The sequence below is a fragment of the Streptomyces sp. NBC_00009 genome (genome assembly GCF_045040855.1).
GTDB classification, from domain to species: Bacteria; Actinomycetota; Actinomycetes; order Streptomycetales; family Streptomycetaceae; genus Streptomyces; species Streptomyces aureus.
This window is the reverse complement of the sequence record NZ_CP108312.1, coordinates 7,120,563-7,143,724: the sequence shown is the minus strand read 5'-3', so window position 1 is coordinate 7,143,724 and position 23,162 is coordinate 7,120,563. Positions and strand designations below refer to the sequence as shown.

Annotated in this window: 22 protein-coding genes; 5 read left to right on the top strand and 17 right to left on the bottom strand. The window is 72.0% G+C overall.

Annotation, left to right across the window (positions count from 1 at the left end):
- Positions 1–38: 38 nt before the first annotated feature.
- Positions 39–422, bottom strand: coding sequence for a Zn-ribbon domain-containing OB-fold protein (locus OHA58_RS32355; RefSeq protein WP_405485293.1), 384 nt, complete (start codon positions 420–422; stop codon positions 39–41).
- A 169-nt stretch (positions 423–591) separates the two neighbouring features.
- Positions 592–1,260: a TetR family transcriptional regulator gene (locus OHA58_RS32350; protein ID WP_405485291.1), complete on the bottom strand. Its 669-nt coding sequence runs from the start codon at positions 1,258–1,260 to the stop codon at positions 592–594.
- Between the two features lie 142 nt (positions 1,261–1,402).
- On the opposite strand from OHA58_RS32350, the gene OHA58_RS32345 reads away from it, so the two are divergent.
- Both OHA58_RS32345 and OHA58_RS32340 read left to right on the top strand, forming a co-directional pair.
- Positions 1,403–2,188 (top strand): electron transfer flavoprotein subunit beta/FixA family protein, encoded by a 786-nt coding sequence (locus OHA58_RS32345; protein WP_405483142.1) that lies wholly within the window; start codon positions 1,403–1,405, stop codon positions 2,186–2,188.
- A 50-nt stretch (positions 2,189–2,238) separates the two neighbouring features.
- Complete coding sequence (locus OHA58_RS32340) at positions 2,239–3,201, top strand: electron transfer flavoprotein subunit alpha/FixB family protein (protein ID WP_405483140.1); 963 nt, start codon at positions 2,239–2,241, stop codon at positions 3,199–3,201.
- Positions 3,202–3,269: 68 nt separating this feature from the next.
- On the opposite strand, the gene OHA58_RS32335 is transcribed toward OHA58_RS32340, so the two are convergent.
- The 4 genes from OHA58_RS32335 to OHA58_RS32320 form a co-directional block, all read right to left on the bottom strand.
- Positions 3,270–4,805 (bottom strand): DEAD/DEAH box helicase, encoded by a 1,536-nt coding sequence (locus tag OHA58_RS32335; protein ID WP_405483139.1) that lies wholly within the window; start codon positions 4,803–4,805, stop codon positions 3,270–3,272.
- A 331-nt stretch (positions 4,806–5,136) separates the two neighbouring features.
- The gene (locus tag OHA58_RS32330; RefSeq protein ID WP_100598391.1) at positions 5,137–5,340 is read right to left on the bottom strand and encodes a cold-shock protein; all 204 of its coding nucleotides are present in this window, start codon (positions 5,338–5,340) and stop codon (positions 5,137–5,139) included.
- A 289-nt stretch (positions 5,341–5,629) separates the two neighbouring features.
- Positions 5,630–6,727: an alkene reductase gene (locus OHA58_RS32325; protein ID WP_405483137.1), complete on the bottom strand. Its 1,098-nt coding sequence runs from the start codon at positions 6,725–6,727 to the stop codon at positions 5,630–5,632.
- Positions 6,728–6,780: 53 nt separating this feature from the next.
- Positions 6,781–8,028, bottom strand: a complete 1,248-nt coding sequence (locus tag OHA58_RS32320) for an MFS transporter (protein ID WP_405483135.1) — start codon at positions 8,026–8,028, stop codon at positions 6,781–6,783.
- A gap of 82 nt (positions 8,029–8,110) precedes the next feature.
- On the opposite strand from OHA58_RS32320, the gene OHA58_RS32315 reads away from it, so the two are divergent.
- Positions 8,111–11,362 carry a BTAD domain-containing putative transcriptional regulator gene (locus OHA58_RS32315; protein ID WP_405483134.1) on the top strand — a complete coding sequence of 1,084 codons (3,252 nt, stop codon included), beginning with the start codon at positions 8,111–8,113 and terminating at the stop codon, positions 11,360–11,362.
- 53 nt (positions 11,363–11,415) lie between these two features.
- Here OHA58_RS32315 and OHA58_RS32310 read toward each other — a convergent pair whose 3' ends face one another.
- From OHA58_RS32310 to OHA58_RS32295, 4 genes are read right to left on the bottom strand one after another with little or no spacing between them, the layout of a single operon-like run.
- Entirely contained in the window at positions 11,416–12,570 is a 1,155-nt protein-coding gene (locus OHA58_RS32310) for an XdhC family protein (protein WP_405483133.1), read from the bottom strand.
- Positions 12,563–14,701: a xanthine dehydrogenase family protein molybdopterin-binding subunit gene (locus OHA58_RS32305; protein ID WP_405483132.1), complete on the bottom strand. Its 2,139-nt coding sequence runs from the start codon at positions 14,699–14,701 to the stop codon at positions 12,563–12,565. Before OHA58_RS32305 ends, OHA58_RS32310 begins: the two co-directional genes overlap by 8 nt.
- Positions 14,698–15,690, bottom strand: a complete 993-nt coding sequence (locus OHA58_RS32300) for an FAD binding domain-containing protein (RefSeq protein WP_405483130.1) — start codon at positions 15,688–15,690, stop codon at positions 14,698–14,700. Before OHA58_RS32300 ends, OHA58_RS32305 begins: the two co-directional genes overlap by 4 nt.
- Positions 15,687–16,226 (bottom strand): (2Fe-2S)-binding protein, encoded by a 540-nt coding sequence (locus tag OHA58_RS32295; RefSeq protein ID WP_116500233.1) that lies wholly within the window; start codon positions 16,224–16,226, stop codon positions 15,687–15,689. The genes OHA58_RS32300 and OHA58_RS32295 overlap by 4 nt, the downstream gene beginning before the upstream one ends.
- Positions 16,227–16,505: 279 nt before the next feature.
- Between OHA58_RS32295 and OHA58_RS32290 the strand changes: the two genes are divergently transcribed.
- Positions 16,506–17,084 (top strand): TetR/AcrR family transcriptional regulator, encoded by a 579-nt coding sequence (locus OHA58_RS32290; RefSeq protein ID WP_405483128.1) that lies wholly within the window; start codon positions 16,506–16,508, stop codon positions 17,082–17,084.
- A gap of 43 nt (positions 17,085–17,127) precedes the next feature.
- Here the strand turns inward: OHA58_RS32290 and OHA58_RS32285 are convergent, their stop codons facing one another.
- The 4 genes from OHA58_RS32285 to OHA58_RS32270 form a co-directional block, all read right to left on the bottom strand.
- Positions 17,128–17,616: an STAS domain-containing protein gene (locus OHA58_RS32285; protein WP_405483127.1), complete on the bottom strand. Its 489-nt coding sequence runs from the start codon at positions 17,614–17,616 to the stop codon at positions 17,128–17,130.
- A 450-nt stretch (positions 17,617–18,066) separates the two neighbouring features.
- Complete coding sequence (locus OHA58_RS32280; protein WP_405483126.1) at positions 18,067–18,735, bottom strand: DUF305 domain-containing protein; 669 nt, start codon at positions 18,733–18,735, stop codon at positions 18,067–18,069.
- Between the two features lie 86 nt (positions 18,736–18,821).
- Positions 18,822–19,283, bottom strand: a complete 462-nt coding sequence (locus OHA58_RS32275; RefSeq protein ID WP_405483125.1) for a DUF6153 family protein — start codon at positions 19,281–19,283, stop codon at positions 18,822–18,824.
- 176 nt (positions 19,284–19,459) lie between these two features.
- Entirely contained in the window at positions 19,460–20,020 is a 561-nt protein-coding gene (locus OHA58_RS32270) for an NAD(P)H-dependent oxidoreductase (RefSeq protein WP_405483124.1), read from the bottom strand.
- Positions 20,021–20,145: 125 nt separating this feature from the next.
- On the opposite strand from OHA58_RS32270, the gene OHA58_RS32265 reads away from it, so the two are divergent.
- Positions 20,146–20,799, top strand: coding sequence for a TetR/AcrR family transcriptional regulator (locus OHA58_RS32265; protein WP_405483122.1), 654 nt, complete (start codon positions 20,146–20,148; stop codon positions 20,797–20,799).
- 84 nt (positions 20,800–20,883) lie between these two features.
- Here OHA58_RS32265 and OHA58_RS32260 read toward each other — a convergent pair whose 3' ends face one another.
- From OHA58_RS32260 to OHA58_RS32250, 3 genes are all read right to left on the bottom strand, one after another.
- On the bottom strand, positions 20,884–21,099 hold the full coding sequence (locus OHA58_RS32260; protein WP_405483120.1) for a hypothetical protein: 216 nt from the start codon (positions 21,097–21,099) through the stop codon (positions 20,884–20,886).
- A gap of 159 nt (positions 21,100–21,258) precedes the next feature.
- Positions 21,259–22,197 (bottom strand): AraC family transcriptional regulator, encoded by a 939-nt coding sequence (locus OHA58_RS32255; protein WP_405483118.1) that lies wholly within the window; start codon positions 22,195–22,197, stop codon positions 21,259–21,261.
- A gap of 34 nt (positions 22,198–22,231) precedes the next feature.
- A complete protein-coding gene (locus tag OHA58_RS32250) occupies positions 22,232–23,155 on the bottom strand; it encodes an NADP-dependent oxidoreductase (RefSeq protein ID WP_405483117.1) in 924 nt (307 codons plus the stop codon).
- Positions 23,156–23,162: the final 7 nt, after the last annotated feature.

Sequence of the window (23,162 nt, the reverse complement as noted above, 5' to 3'; positions counted from 1 at the left end):
GCGGTTGCCGGGCCACCAGTTGTCGCAATACGGCAGCGTCACTGCCAGTCGGTGCGTCCGCCCGTGTCGCACAGCTCGAAGACCACTTCCCCGGCGTCGGGGTCGCTGCCGGCCACGGGTCGCACCCGGGCGCCGATCCACACCAGGTTCGGGGCGGCACCGACGACACGGCACCGGAACACGAAGCCTTCGGGGAAGCGGACGAGGGACTCGTTGCGCGCCGTCCCCGTGTACCGGTTCACGACGCTGGACTGCACGACGACGCCAAGACCGTCGCTGTGTTCGGCCTGCAGATCGCTCGACGCGCACACCGGACACAGCAGCCGCCGGAACGAGGCGGTGCCGCACCATCGGCAGCGCTGGATCGTCAGGCCGGTCCCGTCGGGCCCGGTCGGCGCGGTGTGGGACACCTCGTGCCCGATCGGCGCGGTGTGGGTTGCTGTTGCTGTCTCGGACACGGCTCGGCCCCCTGCGCTCGGCTCTGATGCGCCGCACCATCGCGTCGGCGCCTCCGCACCGTATGGCACTGAGTTCCGAGCTGTAAAGGTACTGAGTGCCAAACCCAGTCGGATCCGCCCCCGGATCGAGCCCTCAGCCCTGCCGGAAGGCCGATTCGATCCGCTGCACGACCTGCCACATCGGGGCACCCTTCGGGGCGACCATCACGACGACTTCGTCCTCGGCGGCAGGCTGGGCCGCACCCTGATCCGCGCCACTCCACACACCGCGCACCATCCCCAGAGCGTGGTCCACGGCCGCGTACGGGTCTCCCTCACCACCCGAACGGAGCCAGGAGCGGAGCCCGTTGTTATGGGCGGCGACGACGGACGCGGCGATCACCTCGGCCCGCAGCGCGCCGTCCCGCTCCCCCTCGAAACGCTCCCGCAGATAGCCCGCCAGGGTGCGCTCGTAGCGCCGCACCACCGACAGCTCGTACGTCCGCAGCCCCGGCACCTCGCGCGTGAGGCGATAACGCTGCACGGAGAACTCAGGGTTGGCCGCGTACATGCGCAGCACGAGGCGCGCCGCGTCGGAGACGGTGCCGACCGGGTCACTGCCGTCGGCCTCTTCGAGGAACGCCGTCATGTCGGCGAGGCAGCGCTCGTGATCCGGGAATACCGCGTCCTCCTTGGACGGGAAGTACCGGAAGAACGACCTGCGCCCGACACCCGCACGGGCGACGATGTCGTCGACCGTGGTCTGCTCGAAACCCCGGTCGAGGAAGAGCTGGAACGCCGCCTCGGCGAGCACCTCGCGCATCGGCGCTTTCTTGGCCGGTCTGGTCGCCTCAGTCATGCCGGGAACGTAACACCGAAGTGGCCCATCTGGCACCACGTACCTTGCCAGAGGGTACTGAGTGCCATAGTGTCGCTTTCAGGAACCAGAGGGTAGGAGAGCCGGCGTGAGCTTGAGGATCGTTGTCACCGTGAAGTATGTGCCGGACGCGACGGGGGACCGGCATTTCGCTGATGACCTGACGGTGGACCGTGATGATGTGGACGGGCTGCTGTCGGAGCTGGATGAGTACGCGGTCGAGCAGGCGTTGCAGATCGCGGACGGGGCGGACGATGCGGAGGTCACCGTGTTGACGGTGGGTCCGGAGGACGCGAAGGACGCGTTGCGCAAGGCGTTGTCGATGGGCGCGGACAAGGCGGTCCATGTCGAGGACGACGATCTGCACGGCACGGACATCGTGGGCACGTCGCTGGTGTTGGCGAAGGCGATCGAGAAGGCCGGTTTCGATCTGGTGGTCTCCGGTATGGCGTCGACGGACGGCACGGCGGGTGTGGTCCCGGCGCTGCTCGCGGAGCGGCTGGGTGTGCCGCAGGTGACGCTGCTCTCCGAGGTGTCGGTCGAGGGCGGTGTGGTCAGGGGCCGTCGTGACGGTGACACGGCCTCGGAGCAGGTGGAGGCTTCGCTGCCGGCGGTGGTGTCGGTGACCGACCAGTCGGGCGAGGCGCGTTACCCCTCGTTCAAGGGGATCATGGCGGCGAAGAAGAAGCCGGTCGAGTCCTGGGACCTCTCGGATCTGGACGTGGAGGCCGACGAGGTGGGTCTGGCGGGTGCGTTCACGGTCGTGGACGCGGCGGCTGAGCGTCCGGCGCGCAGCGCGGGCACGATCGTCAAGGACGAGGGCGAGGGCGGCAAGCAGCTCGCCGAGTTCCTCGCGGGCCAGAAGTTCATCTAAGCCCCGGCCGTCCCCTTCCGTCTCACTCTTTCGCATGCAGGAGAAGTCCCATGGCTGAAGTTCTGGTCTACGTCGATCACGTGGACGGTGCCGTCCGCAAGCCCACCCTTGAGCTGCTGACCCTGGCCCGTCGCCTCGGTGAGCCCGTCGCCCTGGCGATCGGTGCCGGCGCCGCCGACACCGCCGCCACCCTCGCCGAGCACGGCGCGACGCGTGTCCTGACGCACGAGGCGTCCGAGTACGCCGACTACCTGGTCGTGCCGAAGGTGGATGCACTGCAGGCCGCCTACAACACCGTCGCCCCGGCCGCTGTCCTGGTGCCGTCCTCCGCGGAGGGCAAGGAGATCGCCGCGCGTCTCGCGGTGCGCATCGGTTCCGGCATCATCACCGACGCCACCGACATCGAGGCCGGCGACTCCGGTCCGGTCGCGACGCAGTCCGCGTTCGCCGCCTCCTTCACCACCAAGTCCCGCGTGGCCAAGGGCACCCCGGTCATCACCGTCAAGCCCAACAGCGCCCCCGTCGAGCCCGCCGCGGCCGCCGGCACCGTCGAGCCGCTCGCCGTCTCGTTCTCCGACAAGGCGACCGGCACCAAGGTCACCGCCCGCACCCCGCGCGAGTCCACCGGCCGCCCCGACCTGACCGAGGCCGCGATCGTGGTCTCCGGCGGCCGTGGCGTCAACGGCGCCGAGAACTTTACGGTCATCGAGGCCCTCGCCGACTCCCTCGGCGCGGCCGTCGGCGCCTCCCGCGCCGCCGTCGACGCGGGCTGGTACCCGCACTCCAACCAGGTCGGCCAGACCGGCAAGAGCGTGTCCCCGCAGCTGTACATCGCCAACGGCATCTCCGGCGCGATCCAGCACCGGGCCGGCATGCAGACCTCGAAGACCATCGTCGCGGTCAACAAGGACGCCGAGGCCCCGATCTTCGACCTCGTCGACTACGGCGTCGTCGGCGACCTCTTCGACGTCGTCCCCCAGCTCACCCAGGAAATCAACACCCGCAAGGGCTGACAGCAGCAGAACGGCCGGAGGCCCTGGACCGAAATCGGTCCAGGGCCTCCGGCCTTCGTGCGTATGTCTCAGCCGGCGCGGCGGACCCGCGCGGCCTTGCGGGCGTCGGCGAGCTGGCGGGCCTCGGAGGTGCGGCGCGAGTCACCACCGGCGCGACCGGGGCGCGAGCCCATGCCGCGGAACGGGGCACCGCCGCGCTTGGGGCGCTCCGTGGCCGGCGCGGTGCCGGTGATCGGGACGCCGGAGGGCGCCTGAGCACCGGTGATACGGCTCAACTCGGCCTCGCCCGACCGGACTTGGGTGATCTGCGGCCGGATACCGGCGTCGCGCATCAGGCGGCTCATGTCGCGGCGCTGGTTGGGCAGGACCAGGGTGACGACGCTGCCGGACTCACCGGCACGGGCCGTACGGCCGCCGCGGTGCAGGTAGTCCTTGTGGTCGCTCGGCGGGTCGACGTTGACCACGAGGTCGAGGTTGTCGACGTGGATGCCGCGGGCGGCGACGTTGGTGGCGACGAGCGCCGTGACCGTACCGGCCTTGAACTGGGCCAGGGTGCGGGTGCGCTGCGGCTGGGACTTGCCGCCGTGCAGCGCGGCGGCCCGCACGCCGCTGCCGAGCAGGTGCTTGGTGAACTGGTCGACGGCGTGCTTGGTGTCCAGGAACATGATGACCCGCCCGTCGCGGGCCGCGATCTCGGTGGCGGCGGCGAACTTGTCGGCGCCGTGCACATGCAGTTCGTGGTGTTCCATCGTGGTGACCGCGCCCGCCGACGGGTCGACGGAGTGGACGACCGGGTCGTGCAGGTAGCGGCGCACGAGGAGGTCGACGTTGCGGTCGAGCGTGGCGGAGAACAGCATGCGCTGACCCTCGGGGTGCACCAGGTCGAGCAGCTCGGTGACCTGCGGCATGAAGCCCATGTCGGCCATCTGGTCGGCCTCGTCCAGGACGGTGATCTTCACCCGGTCCAGACGGCAGTCCTTGCGCTCGATGAGGTCCTTGAGGCGTCCGGGCGTCGCGACGACGACCTCGGCGCCACCGCGCAGGGCACTGGCCTGACGGCCGATGGACATACCGCCGACGACGGTGGCCATCCGCAGCTTCAGCGACCGGGCGTACGGGGTGAGCGCCTCGGTGACCTGCTGGGCGAGCTCGCGCGTGGGGACGAGGATCAGGCCGAAGGGCTGCTTGGCGTCGGCGCGCTGACCTGCGAGGCGCGCGAGGAGCGCGAGCCCGAAGGCGAGCGTCTTGCCGGAGCCGGTGCGGCCGCGGCCGAGGACGTCCCGGCCCGCGAGCGAGTTCGGCAGGGTGGCCGCCTGGATCGGGAACGGCACGGTCACACCGAGGCCGGTGAGCGTCTTGAGGATCTCGGCCGGCAGGTCGAGCTCACCGAAGGTCTCTACGGCGGGGAGGGCGGGCGTGACGGTGACGGGCAGCGCGAACTCGCCCTGCGGCGCGGCGGGCCTGCGCCCGTAGCCGCCGGAGCTCTTGCCGCCGGGGCGTCCCTGGCCCTGACCCTGGGGTCGAAAACGGGCGCCCCGGTCGCCGCCGGCGGAGCCCCTGCGGGGGTTGGAGTAACGGTCGTTCGTGCGAGCTGAACGGTTCATGGAGAACCTTCCTCGATATGGCACGTATCGAGGAATTCCCGGCGCATGAGTGCCGGACGAATTGCAAGAACGAGCCGAATAACAGACTGAAAATCAGCCGGCGCGCCGGTACGGAGAATGGCGACGCCTGACGTCGGAATGCTGGGATTCCGCTGCGGCAGGCGGCTCTCGGACGGGCCGGATCAATGGGGTGCGGGGGTCTTGGCGCCCCGCCGGGGTGGTGTGCCACCCCGGCGGTCGTGCCTACCCGGGCGGGATACCCCCCAAACAGCAACGAGCTGGTGCCCGTACCACCAGGGTACGGGCACCAGCTGCGCTCAACGCTTCAGCGTCAGGCAGGAACGATGTTCTCCGCCTGCGGGCCCTTCTGGCCCTGCGTGACATCGAAGTTCACCTTCTGGCCTTCCTGAAGCTCACGGAAGCCCTGGGTGGCGATGTTCGAGTAGTGGGCGAAGACGTCGGGGCCGCCACCCTCCTGCTCGATGAAGCCGAAGCCCTTTTCCGAGTTGAACCACTTCACGGTGCCAGTAGCCATATGCAAATTCTCCTTCGGGGCAGTGCCCGTGGCCCACACTGTGCGGACCTCGGCGTCGCCGCAATGATTGCCCCGCCCGGAAAAAATGCATCCGGAAATAGAAAAGCGCCCGGCAACGTGAAGTTACCTAAGGCACTTGAAGTATCTATGGGAACCACAACTGCAACTGAGATCAAGACTAGCACGGAACTGGCTTCGGAGCACGGTGAGCCAGAACATTTCGCGCGCCGCCGTGAATCTTCACCCCGGATTGAGCAAATCCGGGGGCCCCGGGCGCCGAATATTCACCTCACCGGCGGCCGTCGGACAGGAACGGATAGTCCGTGTAGCCCGTCTCCCCTCCCACGTACATCAGGTACCTGTCCCGGACCTGGTTGAGCGGCGCGCCCATGCGTAGCCGCTCGACCAGGTCCGGGTTGGCCAGGAACGGGCGGCCGAGCGCCACCAGGTCGGCGCCGGCGGCCAGGAGGCGCTCGCCCTCGCTTCTGCCGCCGTCGGCGGGAATCCGCTCCCGCGGCAGCACGGGGTTGGCGATCAGCGTGCCGGTCCAGCGCTTGCGGAGGTCCTGGAAGAGCGGATTGTCCGGGTCGGCGAAGACGATGTGCAGATAGGCGAGGTCCAGGTCCGAGAGGGCGTCGACGAGTGCGGGGTAGATGTCGTCGGTGTCTCCCTCGTCCATGCCGTTGACGGTGAGTCCCGGAGAGATCCGCAGGCCCACCCGCTCGGGGCCGATCGCGTCCGCGACGGCACGTACGACCTCGACCACGAACCGGACGCGGCCCTCGACCGTTCCTCCGTAGGCGTCGGTGCGGTGGTTGGTGCCCTGGCCGAGGAACTGGTGGAGGAGGTAGCCGTTCGCGCCGTGCACCTCGACGCCTTCGAAGCCCGCCGCCACGGCCTTGCGGGCGGCCTCGGCGAAGTCGACCACGGTAGTGCGGATGTCGTCGGGCGTCATCTCCCTCGGTACGAGGGCGGGCTGGTGACCGGTCGGGGTGTGGATGGTGTCGGGGAGCGGCACCGGTGAGGGGGCGACCGGGGTCAGGCCGCCGCTGTTGTCGGGGTGGCCGATCCGGCCGCCGTGCTGGAGCTGGAGGAACATCCGGCCGCCGGCGGCGCGGACCTCGTCGGTCACGTGTCGCCAGCCCTCGACGTGGGCCGCGTTGTGGATGGCCGTGATGTTGGCGTACGTCTGCCCGACGGCGTTGGGCGTGGACGCCTCGGCGATGATCAGGCCCGCGGTGGCGCGCTGGGCGTAGTAGGTGGCCATGACGGGCTGCGGGACGCCGTCCGCGGAGGCGCGGTTACGGGTCATGGGCGCCATGACGAGGCGGTTGGGCAGGGTCAGGGCGCCGAGGCGGGCGGTGTCGAACAGGCGGGACGTCGTCATGGCGGTGCTCCTCGAATCGGGGTGAGTGGTGTGACGGGGTGCGGTGCGGGCGTTCATGAGGTCCGCGCCGTGCGGCGGGCGGGGAATCCGTGGGTGCGGGCGGCGACGACCACGGCGAGTACGGGAACCAGGAGCAGGAGGACCGTCCAGGGGAAGGAGCGGGATCCGACCAGGTCGAGGAGGATCCCGCCGGCTATTCCGCCGCCGGCCATGGCCACGTTCCAGAGGGTGACGAGCATGGCCTGCGCCGCGTCCGCCGACTCGCCTCCCGCCTCGCCCGCGGCGGTCTGCAGGAGCGTGGGGGCGCCGCCCCAGCCGAGGCCCCACAGCGTCACGGCCACGTACACCAGGGCGGGGCTGTCGGACCGCAGGGCCAGGACGGCCGCCGCCGCGGCGACCAGCAGGGCGGCCGCGACGGTCAGGGCGCGCAGGTGCCGGTTGATCAGTGCGCCCACGATCCAGATGCTCGCCAGGGACGCGGCGCCGAAAACCAGCAGCACGAGGTCGGTGGAGTTCCCCATGCCGACTCCGTCGAGGAACGTCGCGACGAACGTATAGAGGACGGTGTGGGCGAGGACGAAGACGAGGGTGACGAAGAGGACCGGGGACACGCCGGGGACGCGGAGCGCCCGCAGCATCGGCGGCCGGGCCCCCTGTCGCAGTCCTGGCTGGTCGGGGACGGCCGCGGCGATCCAGCCGAGGAGGGCGACGGTGAGGACGGTCATGCTCAGGAACGCGATCTGCCAGTTCACGGCCTTGCCGAGGAACGTGCCCGCGGGAACGCCCAGGGACAGTGCGACCGGGATGCCCGCCATCGCGATCGCGATGGCCCTGCCCTGGAGGTGGGCGGGCGCGAGGCGCCGGGCGTAACCGGCGAGCAGCGCCCAGGCCAGGCCGGCCGCGACCCCGGCCACGAACCGGGCCACCATCGTGAGGGGGAAGTTCGCCGAGAGGGCGGTCACCGTGTTGGCGACGCCGAACCCCGCCATCGCCGTCATCAGGAGCCGCTTGCGGCGCCATCCGGCGGTGACCGCGGTGAGGGGGATCGCTGTGAGGGCGGTGCCGATCGCGTAGACCGTCACGGTCTGCCCGGTAGCCGATTCGCCGACGCTCAGGTCACGGCTCATCGCGGGCAGCAGACCCGCGGGCAGGGTCTCCGTCAGGCTCGTGATGAAGACGGCGGTGGCGAGGGCGAGCAGGGCGGGGAGGGGCAGCTTTCGGTTCTCGGGGGCGAAGGCGGTGGCTGGTGCGGCGGGTGGTGTGCGGGTCGGCTCTGTTCTGGTGACGTCTGTTCCGGTCATGCGACGACAGTGCAGGTCGGGCCTTCGGGAACGCTGACGGTCCGCTGACGGTCGGCGGCTACGGCGTGTGTACGGTGATCACATGCGGTTCGGGGTGCTTGGTCCACTGACGGTGCGGGACGGCGACGGGGAGCCGGTCGCGGTTCCCGAGGTCAAGGTCAGGGCCCTCCTCGCCGCCCTCCTGGTCCACGAGGGGCGGCCCGTCTCCGCCGACCGCCTCATCGACGGCCTGTGGGGCGACGATCTTCCTGGGAATCCCGCCAACGCCCTCCAGGCGAAGGTCTCTCAGCTACGCAAAGCGATCGGCCGCGACCGCGTGGTGCGCCAAGCGCCCGGCTACCGGCTCCGTCTCGACGAGGCCGGGGACGAGGTGGACGCCGACCGCTTCCTGTCGCTGGTGGACCGGGCGGGATCCGCGGCGGGTCCGCGCGAACGGGCCGAACTCCTCACCGAGGCACTGGAGTTGTGGCGTGGTCCGGCCTACGCCGATTTCGCGGACGAGGAGTTCGTACGTACTGCTGCGCAGCGCCTGACGGAGCAGCGGCTGGCCGTCCTCGAGGAACGGGCCGAGGCGCTCCTGGAGTCGGGCGACCTCACGCTCCTCACCGGGGAGCTGGCGGGCCTCGTCGCGCGCCATCCGCTCCGGGAACGGCTGCGAGCCGTCCAGCTGCGAGCGCTGTATCTGGCGGGCCGGCAGAGCGAGGCGCTCGCCTCGTACGCGGAACTGCGGGGCCGGCTCGCGGACGAGCTCGGCCTCGACCCGAGCCCCGAACTGGCCGCGCTCCACGAGGCGATCCTGCGCCAGGACCCGTCGCTCACCCCTCCCCCTGCCTCTCCTGCGGGCGCCGCGCCGTCGCTGTCCGAACGCCCCCGGTCGAACCTTCCCGCCCCGCTCACGGCGCTCGTGGGCCGTGACGATTCCCTGGCCGAGATCGGTCAGCTCCTCGCCACGGAACGCCTGGTCACGCTCACCGGCCCCGGCGGGGTCGGCAAGACACGGCTCGCGGTCGAGGCGGCCCGGCGGATCCAGGACGCCCCCGACGGGGTGTGGCTCGTCGAACTCGCCGGTGAGCGCGGGAGCGTGGCCGATCTCGCGCAGGTCGTCTCCGCGGCGCTGGGCCTGCGGGACGACGCGCTTTCGGGTCCACCGGGCCAAGGCGCGGCGGCCGCGCCCGAGCAACGGCTCGCCACGGCCCTGCGGGACCGCAGGACGCTGCTCGTCCTGGACAACTGCGAGCAGGTCGTCGAGTCGGTGGCGCGGCTCGCCGAGACGCTGCTGGGCCACGCACCGCACCTGCGGGTCCTGGCCACCACCCAGGAGCCGCTGTGCGTCGCCGGGGAGACGGTCCATCTGGTCGAGCCGCTGCAACCCGCGGACGCGGTACGCCTGTTCACGGCGCGCGCAGCGGCGGCCTCCCCCGGCTTCTCGCTCGACGAAGCCACTCCTGAGACGCGTGCGGCGGTTCTGGAGATCTGCCGGCGCCTCGACGGCATTCCGCTCGCGCTCGAACTGGCAGCTACGCGCGTACGGGCCCTGGGCGTAGGGGAGTTGGCGGCCCGGCTCCAGGACCGTTTCCGGGTGCTGACGTCGGGACGACGGGGTGCGCCGCCGCGTCAGCAGACCCTGCGGGCGGTGATCGACTGGAGCTGGGAGCTGCTCGGCGTTTCCGAGCGGATCGTGCTGCGCCGCCTGGCCGTACATCGCGACGGCTGCGCTTTGGACGCGGCGGAGGAGGTGTGCGCGGGCGACGGGGTGCGCCGCGACGAGGTCCTCGACCTCGTGACGCGACTGGTCGACCGGTCGCTGGTCGTCGTGGTGACCGGCCCCGACGGCACCGGCCCCCGCTACCGGCTCCTCGAGTCCGTCGCCGCGTACGCGAAGGAGCGCCTGCATGAGACGGACGAACTCGCCGCGGTACGCCACCGCCATCTGCGGCACTACACGGACATGGCCGAGCGCGCCGAGCCCCGCCTCCGTGGCGGCGGGCAGCGCGAGTGGCTCGGCCGGCTCGACGCCGAGACCGCCAATCTGCGGGCGGCGCTCGACGAGGCGACGGGCCGCGCGTCGACGGGTGGCACTACCGACGACGCGGTGCGCCTGGCCACCGCCCTGTCCTGGTGGTGGCTGCTGCGCGGCCGCCTGAGCGAGGCCCGTCGGGCCCTGTCGGCCGTGCTCGCCGCGGTGCCGTCGGCGGTCGAACTCCGGGTGCTGAGCGTTGCGTTCGGGCTGATGACGGGTGAGCAGCCCTCGGCGGCGCCGCGCCCTGACGTGGCGATCGCCGATCCTGTGCGGCGGGGGCGCGCCGTGTGGTTCTCCGCGTACGGCCTGTTCAGGTCGGGTGACCTCGCCGCCAGTGAGGAGGCCGTCTCGCGCGCGCTCGCTCTCTTCGCCGCCGCGGACGACCGGTGGGGTACGGCCGCGGCACTCGGGCTGCGGTCGATGCACTCGCTGATCCGTGGCGACCTGGACGCCCTCGGGCGCGACGGGCTGCGCAGCGCGGCGCTCTTCCGTGAACTCGGCGACCGGTGGGGCGAGTTGCAGACGGTGGAGCCACTGGCGGCGCTCGCCGAGATCAAGGGTGAGTACGCGGAGTCCGCCCGGCGCCACGAGGAGGGACTGCGTATGGCGCGGGAACTCGGCCTGGACGCCGAGGTCTCCGCCCGGCTCTCCGGCCTGGGCCGGCTCGCGCTGCTCGACCGCGACTGGGACCGGGCCGCCGAACTGCACGAGCAAGCTCGGCGATCAGCGTCCGAACAGGGCTACAAGTACGGCGAACTCCATGCGGAGATGGGCCTCGCCCTTGGCGCACGCCGCTCCGGCGACCTCGATGCGGCGCAGGCGCATCTGCTGCGTATCCGCGACGGGTTCGGTGACGTGTCGTCGGAGGCGGGGGACCATCTGCTCCAGGCGGAACTGGGCTTCGTCGCCGAGCTGCGCGGGGATGCGGCCGGGGCGGTCGCCCACCATCTCCTCGGCCTGGACGTCGCCTGCGCCATCGGCGAGCCGCGCGCCGTGGCCCTCTCCCTGGAGGGCCTGGCAGGCGCGGCAGCACTGGCTGAGGACGGGGGCCGGGCGGCCGCACTCCTCGGCGCCGCGGACGCGGCCCGCCGCAGCGCGGGCGCACCGCTCCCGCCCGCAGAACGCGGCGACGTGGACCGCATCACGGCGAGGGCGACGGCTGCGCTGGGCGACACGGCCTTTGCGGCGGCGTACGGGGAGGGTGCGAACCTGTCACCGGAGAAGGCGGCCCATACGGCGCGGCTCCACTTCCGAGCTGCCGCGTCAGGCCCGGACCCTGGGGGCTTCAACACACCTCCCCGCACGGGTCGTTGAGGCCCGACATGCCGAATATGGCCCACCCTCTCCAGCTACGGTCGTGTCGTACCTCAGATCCGCCCCGACATGATCTGGCGCCGCTCCCCCGCCTCGCCGTCGTGATGGATCGGTGTCCGCGAGGCGGTCAGGGGTGCGCCCGTGCCGCCCTGTCTCGACGCGATGATTTCCGCCGCGATGGACAGGGCCGTCTCCTCGGGTGTGCGGGCGCCGAGGTCCAGGCCGATCGGTGAGTGCAGGTGGGCCAACTCCTCGCTGGTCAGGCCGACTTCGCGGAGGCGGCGGTCGCGGTCCTCGTGGGTCCGGCGTGAGCCCATCGCTCCGACGAATGCGACGGGCAGCCGTAGCGCGATCTCCAGGAGCGGAATGTCGAACTTCGCGTCATGGGTGAGCACACACAGGACCGTGCGTTCGTCAGTCGTGGTGCGCCGCAGGTAGCGGTCCGGCCAGTCGACGACGATGTCGTCGGCGTCGGGGAAGCGGGCCCGTGTGGCGAAGACGGGGCGTGCGTCGCACAACGTCACGTGGTAACCGAGGAACTTGCCCGTACGGACCAGAGCCGCGGCGAAGTCGACGGCGCCGAAGACGATCATCCGGGGCGGTGGCACGCTCGACTCGACGAACAGCGTCAGGTCGGCGCCGCAGTGGGAGCCGTCGGCCGAGAGGTCGAACGTGCCGGTGCGGCCCGCGGCGACGAGTGCCCGCGCCTCGCCCGCCACGGTGCGCTCGAGACCGGCGCCCCCGGCGAGCCTTCCCTCGTACGACCCGTCGGCCCTCACCAGCAGTGCCCCGCCCCGCAGTTCGGCCGGTCCGCGGGACACCCGGGCGAGCGCGGCCGTCTCGCCGCGGGCGGCGGCCGCGAGCGCCGCCGCGAACACGGGCCTGTCCGGCGCGTCGGCGCGCACCGGCGTGACCAGGACCTCGATGACGCCGCCGCAGGTGAGCCCCACGGCGAAGGCGTCCTCGTCGCTGTAGCCGAACCGCTCCAGGACGGACCCGCCGTCCTGGAGCACCTGCACGCACAGTTCGTAGACCGCTGCCTCGACGCAGCCGCCGGAGACCGAGCCGATGACCGTGCCCTCGCTGTCGACGGCGAGCGCGGCGCCGGGCGGGCGGGGTGCGCTGCCGCCCACCGAGACGACCGTGGCGACGGCGAAGTCCCGGCCCTGTCCGGCCCACCGGTTCAGCTCGTCGGCGATGTCAAGCATCGCTGTCACCCTCGGCCGGGGCCCCGGCGGACAGGACGCGGTCGGGCCGGATCGGCAGGTGGCGGTGGCGGGCGCCGGTCGCGTGCCAGACCGCGTTGGCGACGGCCGCGGCCGCCCCCACGATGCCGATCTCGCCGATGCCCTTGATCCCGACGGGGTCGTCGGCGTCCGGGTCGTCGACCCAGTCCGCCTCGATCAGTGGTACGTCGGCGTTCGCGGCGAAGTGGTAGCCCGCGAGGTCGGCTCCGACGTGGCCGCCCGTGACCTGGTCCCGGATCGCCTCTTCGTGCAGCGCCATGGACAGTCCCCAGGTCATCCCGCCGATGAACTGGCTGCGCGCGGTCAGCGGGTTGACGATCCTGCCTGCCGCGAAAACGCCGAGCATGCGCCGTACGCGCACCTCGCCGGTGGTGACGTCGACGGCGACCTCGGCGAACTGGGCGCCGAAGGAGTGCCGTTCCTGCTGCGCGAGTGCGCCGACGGCGGCGCTGGTGTCGGACCGCACGGTGATGCCCTGCGGCGGGATGTCGCCACCGAGAGCCAACTGCTCGCGCAGGTCTCGCGCCGCGGCCGTGACGGCCCAGCCCCAGGAGCGCGTGCCCATGGAGCCGCCCGAGATCGCCGCCGGGCCGAAGTCGCTGTCGCCGATGCGTACGTGGACGCGTTCCTGGGCCACGTCGAGGGCTTCCGCCGCGAGCAGGGTCAGCGCGGTCCGCGCTCCTGTCCCGACGTCCGACGCGGTGATCCGCACGGTGAAGGTGCCGTCGGCCTCCGCGGTCACGGCCGCCGTGGACGGCATGACGATCACCGGGAAGGTGGCGGCGGCCGTGCCGGTGCCGAGCAGCCAGCGCCCGTCGCGCCGCAGGCCGGGACGCGGGTCCCGGTCCGCCCAGCCGAACCTGCGGGCCCCTTCCTCGAAACAGGCCAGGAGGTTGCGGGAGCCGAACGGCAGCCCGGAGACAGGGCCCACGTCCGGTTCGTTGCGGGCGCGCAGCGCGATCGGGTCCATGCCGGACCGCTCGGCGAGTTCGTCGAGCGCGGACTCCACGGCGAAGGAGCCCGGAGCCTCGCCCGGCGCGCGCATGAAGGTCGGGGTCGGCACGTCGAGGCGCACCACGCGGTTGACGCTGCGGTGGGCGTCGGAGGCGTACATCGGCCGGGCGAACCCGGCGCTTCCCTCGACGAATTCGTGGACCGTCGACGTGAGGCTGTGCGCCTGGTGGTCGAGGGCGCGCAGTCGTCCGTCGGCGTCGGCGCCGAGTCGGACGCGCTGGGCGGTGGGGCTGCGGTAGCCGACGAGCGAGAACATCTGACGCCGCGTCATAACGACCCTGACCGGGCGGTCGAGTGCGGTCGCCGCCATCACGGCGAGGATCTGGTGCACACGCACGCCCTTGGAGCCGAACGCGCCGCCGACGTGCTCGGACCGCACCCGCACCGACGCCGGGTCGAGGGAGAACAGGTTCGCCAGTTCCTGCGCGACCCAGGTGCTGCCCTGGTTGGAGTCGAGGATCTCGAGGCGTCCGTTGTCCCAGCGCGCCGTCGCCGCGTGCGGTTCCATCGAGCTGTGGTGCTCTTCGGGGGTGGTGTACTCCTCGTCCACGACGTGGACGGACGCGGCGAGTTCGGCCGCGAGGTCGCCCTTCTCCACCAGTGTGCCGTCGCCGTCCGGCATGTAGGTGTCGGGGTGCGCGGAGGAGAACTCGACGTCGTGCGGCTCTTCTTCGTAGTGCACCACCAGTGCCTCGGCGGCCTCCCTGGCCTGCTCGGAGGTCTCCGCGACGACCAGCGCCACCGGCCAGCCCACGAACGGCACCCGGTCGTGCTGGAACACCTCGACGATCGGGTCGGGGCGCCCCAGCATGCCGATGTAGTTCCCGTCGACACGCGGCGCGTTGCCGTGGTGCAGGACGCTGAGAACCCCCGGCATCTCGCGGACGGCGTCCGACTCGACGGAGCGGATGCGGCCGCGGGCGATGGTGGACAGCACCAGCCAGCCGTGGGCGAGTTCGGCGAAGGGGACGTCCCCCGCGTACCGGGCCGCCCCGGTGACCTTGTCCCGGCCCTCCACGCGCGTGTACGAGGTTCCGACGGCGCCCGCCACCGGGACGGTCGTGGTCGTCGTGGTCATCGGGCGGCCTCCTCGGCGAGCTCGGTCAGCACGGCCACGACGAGATTGCGCATCAGCGTCACCTTGTATCCATTGTGAGGCAGCGTCTCAGCGGCCGCGAGTTCGGCGTCCGCGGCGGCGGCGAAGGCCTCGGCGGTCGCGGGGCCGCCGGTCAGGACGCGTTCGGCCGCGCGTGCGCGCCAGGGTCGTGACGCCACCGCTCCGAAGGCGAGGCGCACTTCGTGGACAGTTCCGTCCCGGACGTCGAGCGCGGCGGCGACGGAGCCGATCGCGAACGCGTAGGACGCACGCTCACGGACCTTGCGATAGCGGGAGAGGGCGGCGACGGGCGCCGGGGGCAGGATGACGGCGGTGATGAGCGCGCCGGGCGGCAGCGTGGTCTCCACGTGCGGAGTCTCACCCACGGGCGCATAGAACTCCGCAAGCGCCAACTCGCCCGGACCGTCGACCGTTTCGTACGCGACGACGGCGTCGAGTGCGGCGAGCGCCACTCCCATGTCCGAGGGGTGGACGGCCACGCAGTGCGCGGAGGCGCCGAGGATCGCGGCGTTGTGGTGCTCCCCCGCGATGGCGGGGCAACCGCTGCCGGGCGTGCGCTTGTTGCAGGGTTTGGCCAGGTCGGTGAAGTAGCCGCAACGGGTGCGCTGGAGCAGATTGCCGCCGACGGTGGCCATGTTGCGCAGCTGGCCCGAGGCGCCCGCGAGGACGGCCTGCGCGAGCATCGGGTAGCGGCGCCGCACGTCGGGATGGGCCGCGAGGTCGCTGTTGGTGACCGTCGCACCGATGCGCAGGCCGCCGTCCGGCGTCAACTCGATCTCGCCGAGCGGCAGTTCCCGTACGTCGACGAGCCGGGCCGGCCTCTCGACGCCCGTCTTCATCAGGTCGACGAGGTTGGTGCCGCCGCCCAGACAGCGCGCGTCGGGGTCGGCGTCGAGCAGGGCGACCGCGGCGGGCACGTCGAAGACGCGCTCGTAGCCGAACTCCTTCATGCGACTGCCTCCGTTCCGGCGGCGCGTGCGACGGCGTTGACGATCGACACGTAGGCGCCGCAGCGGCACAGGTTGCCGCTCATCCGCTCCCGGATCTCGTCGGCGGTCAGCGGTGGGACACCGGCCTCCGGCCGTACGTCGGCGGTGACAGCGCTGGGCCAGCCCGCCGCGTGCTCCTCGATGACGGCGAGGGCCGAACAGATCTGGCCGGGGGTGCAGTAACCGCACTGGTACCCGTCGAGGTCGAGGAACGCCTGCTGCACCGGATGCAGTCCGTCGGCGTCGGCCACCCCCTCGATGGTGGTGATCTCACGCCCCTCGGCGGCGACCGCGAGCTGCAGGCAGGAGACGGCGCGGCGGCCGTCGAGGAGCACGGTGCAGGCGCCGCACTGGCCCTGGTCGCAGCCCTTCTTGGTGCCCGGCAGATCGAGTCGCTCGCGCAGGGCGTCGAGCAGGGTGGTGCGGTGGTCGACGGGCAGCGTGTACTTCTCACCATTGATGTTCAGCGTGATGACGCTGGACGTCGATGGGGCCATGATCAGCCTTCTTTCGCTCATGGGGTGCGAGGGCTGTACGTATGCGAGGGGTGTGCGTAGAGGGAGAACTTCGGGATGGCGCGCCTGCCGCGCGCTCGTCGGCCGAAAGGCCGCTTGCGGTGGGCGGCGGCCGTTAACTCGAGCCGGATCTGCCGCTATGGTGGACCTAAGCGGACAAGTGTCCACTACGTCGAACCTAGCGGACACCTGTCCGCTTAGCAAGGGCGTACCGGTTCCTGGCACCGGCGTACGGATTCGTGATTCCCGGAAGGGGGACGCGTGCAGCCGAAGAAGGACGCGCCGCTGCGCTCGGACGCGCAACGCAATCGCGACCGCATCCTGGAAGTGGCGCTGGTCGAGCTGACGCAGTCGGCGGACGCCCCGCTGAGCGCGATCGCGAAGAAGGCGGGCGTCGGCCAGGGCACGTTCTACCGCAACTTCCCCAACCGCGAGTCCCTCGTCCTCGAGGTCTACCGCTACGAGATGCAGCAGGTCGCCGACGCCGCGTCCCAGCTGCTCGCGGCCCGCCCTCCCGACGAGGCCCTGCGCGCATGGATGGACCGCCTCGCCCAGTACGCCATGGCGAAGGCCGGTCTGGCGGACGCACTGCGTCAGGCCACCACGCGCGGCAGCCTGGCCGCCCTCGGCCACGGCCCGGTGACCTCCGCCATGTCGCTCCTGGTCAAGGCGAACGAGGAGGCGGGCACGATCCGCCCCGGGGTGACACCGGAGGACTTCGCACTCGCCATCGCCGGGCTCTGGCAGATCGACCCGCACGGCGACTGGCAGTCCCGCGCCGGGTGGCTGTTCGACCTCGTGATGGACGGCCTGCGCGCCGGTGCGCCGGGGGCCGCCTGAGGCGGGTGAGTCCCGCGTGTCCCCGGGCCGGGGCCGGGGCCCCTCAGGGTGAAGGAGGCCGGGGATGCGGGGGTCTGGGCGGCCCGTCGTCCAGTGCGCCGGGGCTCGTCACGGGCGGCCCGTCGTCCAGTGCGCCGGGGCTCGTCACGGGCGGCCAGACCGGCCGGTGCGAGGGAGGCAGCGACAACAGGGCCTGGCCGACGGACCGTTGGGCGGGGAGCAGATCGACACTGCCTGTCTGGGCGAGGAGTTCGGTCAGCCGGCGCCCCGCCCCGGCCAGGAGGAGCTTGCCGCCCCGGCGGTCCAGCAGCCACCGCATGGCCAGCAGACAGTACAGACCGCGTGAGTCGCAGAAGGAGAGCGCGGTGACGTCGAGGACGAGGTACGGGTGGCCCGCGTCGACGCAGGCACCGAGCGTGCCCAGGAAGAGTTCCTCACCACTCTGGTCGAGTTCGCCGCTGACCCGCAGCACCGCGCAGCCTTCGCAGCTCGCCAGCTCGGTGATCATCAAACGGTGGCTCTGCGTGGACATCGCACCTCCATCCGGCCGACGTACGAAGGCCCTTGGCGTCGAGCCTCGCACACACCGGCGCCGGTTCCCGAACCGGACGAGTGCCCCGGGTCGGCACGATCAGGCCGTGGCGGGTCCCGGTTCACGGTCGGCGCGGGTGCCGGGCGGCCGTTGCGGTGAGGGTCTCCCACCATGCCCCCGATCGCGCGTGCCGTCACGGGTCCGGCGGCGAGCAGCCCGTGCGTACACCCCGCCGGGGTGTGGCCGACAGCGTGCCCTGTCGGCCACACCCCTGGGGTGTACGGCGCGTCCACCCAGGGCGTTTGGCCAGATCTTTCAGACCTGTCAGCCCTTTCGGACCCGTCAGCTCTTTCGGATCCGTCAGCCCTTTCGGATCCGTCAGCCCTTTCGGATCCGTCAGCCCTTTCGGATCCGTCAGCCCTTTCGGATCCGTCAGCCCTTTCGGATCCGTCAGCTCTTGCCGAGCATCTTGTTCATCTGCTCGATCTCGGCGGTCTGCGCGGTCACCACGTCGGCGGCGAGCCGCGTCGCGGGGCCGTACTTGCCGTCGGACTTCTCGGTCCTGCCCATCGCGACGGCGCCCTCGTGGTGCTTGACCATCATCGCGAGGAACTTCTTGTCGAAGTCGCCGCCGGAGGCCTTCTTGAGCTCGTCCATGTCACTTGCGCTCATCATGCCGGGCATGGACGAGGACATGTCGTGGCCCATGCCGGACATGTCGGCGGGGACTTCCTCACCCCATGCGGTGAGCCAGCCGGACATGTTCTCGATCTCGGGGTCCTGGGCTCCCTCGATCCTGGCGGCGAGGCTCTTGACGTCCTTCGACGCGGCGCGGCCCTCGGCCAGTCCGGCCATCTCGACGGCCTGGCGGTGGTGCTGGATCATCTCCTTGGCGAAGGAGACGTCGGCGCTGTTGTGACCGTCGGCGTTGTTGCGGCCTTCTGCCTTGTCGTGACCGTCGGCCCGGGTCGAGGTGGCCGGAGACGAGCCGGATTCCTTCGCCCCCTTGTGGTGTTCCCCGGCCGGCTTGTCGCTGCCACAGGCAGCGAGTACCAGGGCGGCCGCCCCTGCGGTGGCGGCGACGGCGGCGCGGCGTACGAACGTGCGGTGTGCGGTCATGCGGAACTCCTGGTGCTGATCTTGGGTGAAGGGCTCGCGCGAGCGCGGCGCCGCCCCTTGGGGCGTGCGGTACCGCGCGGGCCGTTCTAGATCCGCAGGAGTTGCAGTTCCGAGAGTGACGGCGGGGCGCGGCCGCCGTCGGGGCCACTGCCGGCCGACGAGGTGCGGGCTTCCGGGCGGGCGGGGCAGGTGATCACGTCGGGGAACATCGCGGGCGCGACCACCGGGGGCCCGGCGACGGAGGCGGAGGCGCAGATCGAGTCGGCGTGCGCCATATGCCCGCCGCAGCCACCGTCGCCGTGGTCGCACAAGTCAGAAGCAGAGGCCTTGACGCCCTGCTGTCCGGGCCCGGCATGGTCACCCGCGTGTGCGGCGCCACTCGCGCCCATGGCGGACGCGGCCGCGGGGTGCATCTCGCTGTGGGCGCCTGCCGGTACGGGTCCCAGGCCGTGCATGCCGAGCAGGCCCAGGAGCACGGTGCCGACGAGCAGCCCGAGGAGCCGCAGCGTCAACTGCGGTCGCGCGGGCGGGCCGAGGCGAGTGGTCACCGCTGCATCGTAGGCAGAGAGGATGGGCGTGCGCGCTCCGGGGCTGCCACGGATCAGCCGTTCGTGGCCCGGCCGGGCTTCGTCCGGAACCCGTAAGGGCTCCCCCGGAACGGGAGCGGCCGGAGGCCCGGGACAGCCGTCGTCCCGGGCCTCCGGCCCCACTCGTGTCAGGAGCCTCAGGCAGCGGCGGGGGTGGCCTGCTCGCTCAGGCGGCCGACGACCTCGGTCAGCGCGGTCGCGACCTCGGAGTCGTCGGCGGGGTGGGTCTCGGCGAAGCGCGTCACGGAGCCGGGGATGGACAGCTTCACGTCCTCGAGCACCGCGGCACCGGCGATGCCCGCGGCCTTGCGCACGTCGTCCTGCGCCCACACGCCGCCGTACTGGCCGAACGCGGTGCCGACGACGGCGACCGGCTTGCCGGAGATCGCGCCGGCGCCGTACGGGCGGGACAGCCAGTCGATGGCGTTCTTCAGGACGGCCGGCATGGTGCCGTTGTACTCGGGCGAGAAGAGGAGGAAGGCGTCGGCCTGACCGGCGGCCTCGCGCAGCCGCTCGGCAGCGGCGGGGACGCTGCCCTCGACGTCGATGTCCTCGTTGTAGAAGGGCACGTCGGCGAGGCCCTCGAAGAGCTGGATGTCGGCGCCGGCGGGCGCGTGCTTGGCGGCGGCCTCGGCGAGCTGACGGTTGTGGGAACCGGCGCGGAGGCTGCCGACGAGGGCGAGGATGCGAACAGACATGGCATAACTCCAGATAAGGGCGTACGGATCTCATGCACGGTACAACCGGACCGAAGTCCGTTTAAAGTTGTACCACCTATCCGGACCGCGGTCCACTTGTCGGTTCCCGGCGCTACTCTGAAGCCATGACCGCCCCCATCCCTCCCCTCGTCACGACGTCCGGCACCCAGGGCGGACCGACCGACCTCGCCCTGACACCGGCGGGCGAGCGGCCCGCGCTGCGGGCGGACGCGGCACGCAACCGCACGCGCCTGCTGGAGGCCGCATCACGCCTGATGTCCGAGTGCGGGGCGCCGAACCTGACCATGGAGGCGGTGGCGACGGCGGCCGGGGTCGGCAAGGGGACGGTCTTCCGGCGCTTCGGCGACCGGACCGGGCTGCTCATCGCCCTCCTGGACCACCGGGAGCAGCAGCTCCAGGCGGCGTTCCTCTCGGGCCCGCCGCCCCTGGGCCCGGACGCGCCCGCCCTGGAGCGCCTGCACGCCTTCGGGCCCGCCCTCATCCGCCACGAGCGGGACCACCACGAGCTGATCCTCGCCGCCCGCACCGACCCCCTGCGCAACTACTCGGTCCCGGCGAACCGCCTGCGCCACACACACGTCAAGCTGCTGCTGCGCCAGGCGGGCGTGCGGGGCGACACCGATCTCCTCGCGCACACGCTGCTGGCCGCCGCGGACACCGCGCTCGTCCGCCATCTGACCGTCGAGCGGGGCATGCCGCTGGACCGCGTGGAGGCGGGCTGGCACGAACTGCTCGACCGGCTCACGCGAACGTCCTAGTCGACCGGCTCACGCGAACGTCCTGGTCGACCGGTTTACGCAAATGTCCTGCACCAGCGCGCGCAAGCCCCTATGGCTGACCGGTCACGAAGCCGTCCCCGGCCCGTCCGGGCCCCAGGAGTCGGGCCCCGCATCATGCCAGTCGATCAGTTCCGGGTCGTCGACGGCCGTGTCCGCCTCGGGAAGGCCCGCGGCGCGCAGGAATTCCAGGACGTCCAGCAGGTTGTAGGCGGTCCCCACGTCCTCGCCGCGAATCGTCACCCGCCGACCGCCGTCAGGCAGGGGCGGGTGCACGGTCACGGGCGCACCTTCGGCCATACCTCCAGAATGGTCCGGTCAACCCGAAAATGCACCCCCACTCGAACTCGCACTCGAAAACTCGGCCCCGCCTGCGCCGCCCCCGCGGCGCCACCCCGCCGGCGCCACCCCGCCGGCGCCACCCGGCCTGCGCCGCCCTGCCTACGCCGCTCTGGTCTGCCGCCGGTAGCCGCCCGGGGCGAGCCCGTACTCCCGCTTGAACGCCTTGGCGAAGGCGAACTCCGAGCCGTAGCCGGTGCGGGCGGCAACCGTCGTCAGGGGCGCGTCGGACTCCCGTAGAAGCCGGGCCGCCGTCGTCATGCGCCAGCGGGTCAGATACGCCATGGGCGGCTCCCCCACCAGCGCGGTGAACCGCCTGGCGAACGCGGCGCGGGACAGCCCGACCCGCTCGGCCAGCGCCTCGACGGTCCACTGGGTCGACGGGTCGCCGTGCATGGCCGCCAGCGCGGGCGCGACGGCCGAGTCGCCGAGCGCCGCGGCCCAGCCCTGCGCGGCGGAGGCGGGCTGGTCGTCCAGCCAGGCGCGCAGGATGTAGAGGAGCAGCGAGTCGATCAGCGTGGGGACGATGCCGTCCGAGCCGATCCGTGGATTCTCCAGCTCGGAGCCGAGGAGCTGGACCGCGGCGCTCAGCTCCGGGTGGCGCCCGTGCCGCGTCGGCAGGTGGACCACCTCGGGCAGTTGGCGTACCAGGGGGTGCGGGCGGCCCTGGTCCAGGTGGTAGTTGCCGCACAGCAGGCTGGTCTCGGGGCCGTCCCCGCCGAGCGTCACCGAGCCGATCGGCGACCCCTCCCGGAAGTGCTCGGCCGTGGGCTCCTCGGCCGCGCTGGACGGGTGGTCGGCGAGGATGTGGCCCCGCCCGTCGCGCAGGAAGACGACATCGCCGGGGCTCAGCGGGATCGGCTCCAGATGCGGGGCCGAGTCCTCCAGCGGGACCAGCCAGCAGGTCCCGTACAGCACCACGTGGAATCCTGCGCCGGCGACCGGGGGCAGGCGCAGGCCCCAGGGGGCGCGGCCGTTGGTGCGGACGGACGCCGGGCGTCCCGTGCGCATCGAGGCCAGCGCCTCGGTGAGGATGTCCATCCGGCCTCGCCCTCCCTGGTGCGGCCCGTCCCGGTCAGACCGTCAGGACAATCTTGCCCTGTACATGTCCCGAGGCGACCAGCTCGTGGGCCTTGCCCGCCTCCGCCAGCGGGAACGTCTCCTCGACGTACGGACGGATCGCGCCCGCGTCGACGAGTTCGGCGATCGCCTCGAGCGCGGCGTAGTCCGGCTCGACCGAGATGCCGGCGAAGCGCCGCCCGGCCGCCTCCACGCGCGCGGCGAGCTCCGGGTCACCGTGTTCCAGGATGCTGATGAGCACGCCGCCGGGACGCAGCGCCCCGAGCGACCGGTCCCCCTGGGCGAGCGAGTCGAGGACGATGTCGGCGTCCTTGACCACGTCGGTGAAATCGGTGGTCCGGTAGTCGATGACCTCGTCGGCACCGAGGCCGCGGAGGAAGTCCTGCCGGGCCGCGCTGCCTATGGCGGTCACATGGGCGCCCCGCGCCTTGGCGATCTGCACGGCGAAGTGGCCGACACCGCCTGCCGCCCGCTGGATGAGGACCCGGTCCCCCTCCTTCACGCCCGCGGCCTGTACGAGGCCCTGCCAGGCGGTGAGCGCCGCGAGGGGGATGGCGGCGGCGTGCACGTGGTCGACCGACGCGGGCTTACGGGCCAGCTGACGGGACGGGGCCGCGACGTACTCGGCGTAACCGGTGGCTGCGCGGGGGAAGAACGGCATCCCGTAGACCTCGTCGCCCACGGCGAACCGGCTGCCGGGCGCGGCCTCCTCGACGACTCCCGAGATATCCCAGCCGACGCCGAACGGGGGCTCGCCGAGCAGCGGGAAGGCGCCGGACCTGACGGCCACGTCCACCGGGTTGACCGCGCTGGCGTGCACCTTGACGAGAACCTCACCGGAGAGCGGCTTCGGCCGCCCGGTCTCGACGACCTCGAGAACCTCGGGACCGCCGAAGGACTTCTGGATCACTGCGCGCACGGTAACT

Excerpts from the sequence above, each read along its gene's own strand:
- OHA58_RS32285 (WP_405483127.1), bottom strand. The coding sequence starts at position 17,616 with ATGTCCACGCAGAGCCACCGTTTGATGATCACCGAGCTGGCGAGCTGC.
- OHA58_RS32320 (WP_405483135.1), bottom strand. The coding sequence starts at position 8,028 with ATGACCGGAACAGACGTCACCAGAACAGAGCCGACCCGCACACCACCC.
- OHA58_RS32335 (WP_405483139.1), bottom strand. The coding sequence starts at position 4,805 with ATGAACCGTTCAGCTCGCACGAACGACCGTTACTCCAACCCCCGCAGG.
- OHA58_RS32325 (WP_405483137.1), bottom strand. The coding sequence starts at position 6,727 with ATGACGACGTCCCGCCTGTTCGACACCGCCCGCCTCGGCGCCCTGACC.
- OHA58_RS32300 (WP_405483130.1), bottom strand. The coding sequence starts at position 15,690 with ATGAAGGAGTTCGGCTACGAGCGCGTCTTCGACGTGCCCGCCGCGGTC.
- OHA58_RS32340 (WP_405483140.1), top strand. The coding sequence starts at position 2,239 with ATGGCTGAAGTTCTGGTCTACGTCGATCACGTGGACGGTGCCGTCCGC.
- OHA58_RS32305 (WP_405483132.1), bottom strand. The coding sequence starts at position 14,701 with ATGACCACGACGACCACGACCGTCCCGGTGGCGGGCGCCGTCGGAACC.
- OHA58_RS32280 (WP_405483126.1), bottom strand. The coding sequence starts at position 18,735 with ATGACCGCACACCGCACGTTCGTACGCCGCGCCGCCGTCGCCGCCACC.
- OHA58_RS32330 (WP_100598391.1), bottom strand. The coding sequence starts at position 5,340 with ATGGCTACTGGCACCGTGAAGTGGTTCAACTCGGAAAAGGGCTTCGGC.
- OHA58_RS32310 (WP_405483133.1), bottom strand. The coding sequence starts at position 12,570 with ATGCTTGACATCGCCGACGAGCTGAACCGGTGGGCCGGACAGGGCCGG.
- OHA58_RS32350 (WP_405485291.1), bottom strand. The coding sequence starts at position 1,260 with ATGCGCGAGGTGCTCGCCGAGGCGGCGTTCCAGCTCTTCCTCGACCGG.
- OHA58_RS32265 (WP_405483122.1), top strand. The coding sequence starts at position 20,146 with ATGACCGCCCCCATCCCTCCCCTCGTCACGACGTCCGGCACCCAGGGC.
- OHA58_RS32255 (WP_405483118.1), bottom strand. The coding sequence starts at position 22,197 with ATGGACATCCTCACCGAGGCGCTGGCCTCGATGCGCACGGGACGCCCG.
- OHA58_RS32295 (WP_116500233.1), bottom strand. The coding sequence starts at position 16,226 with ATGGCCCCATCGACGTCCAGCGTCATCACGCTGAACATCAATGGTGAG.
- OHA58_RS32270 (WP_405483124.1), bottom strand. The coding sequence starts at position 20,020 with ATGTCTGTTCGCATCCTCGCCCTCGTCGGCAGCCTCCGCGCCGGTTCC.
- OHA58_RS32315 (WP_405483134.1), top strand. The coding sequence starts at position 8,111 with ATGCGGTTCGGGGTGCTTGGTCCACTGACGGTGCGGGACGGCGACGGG.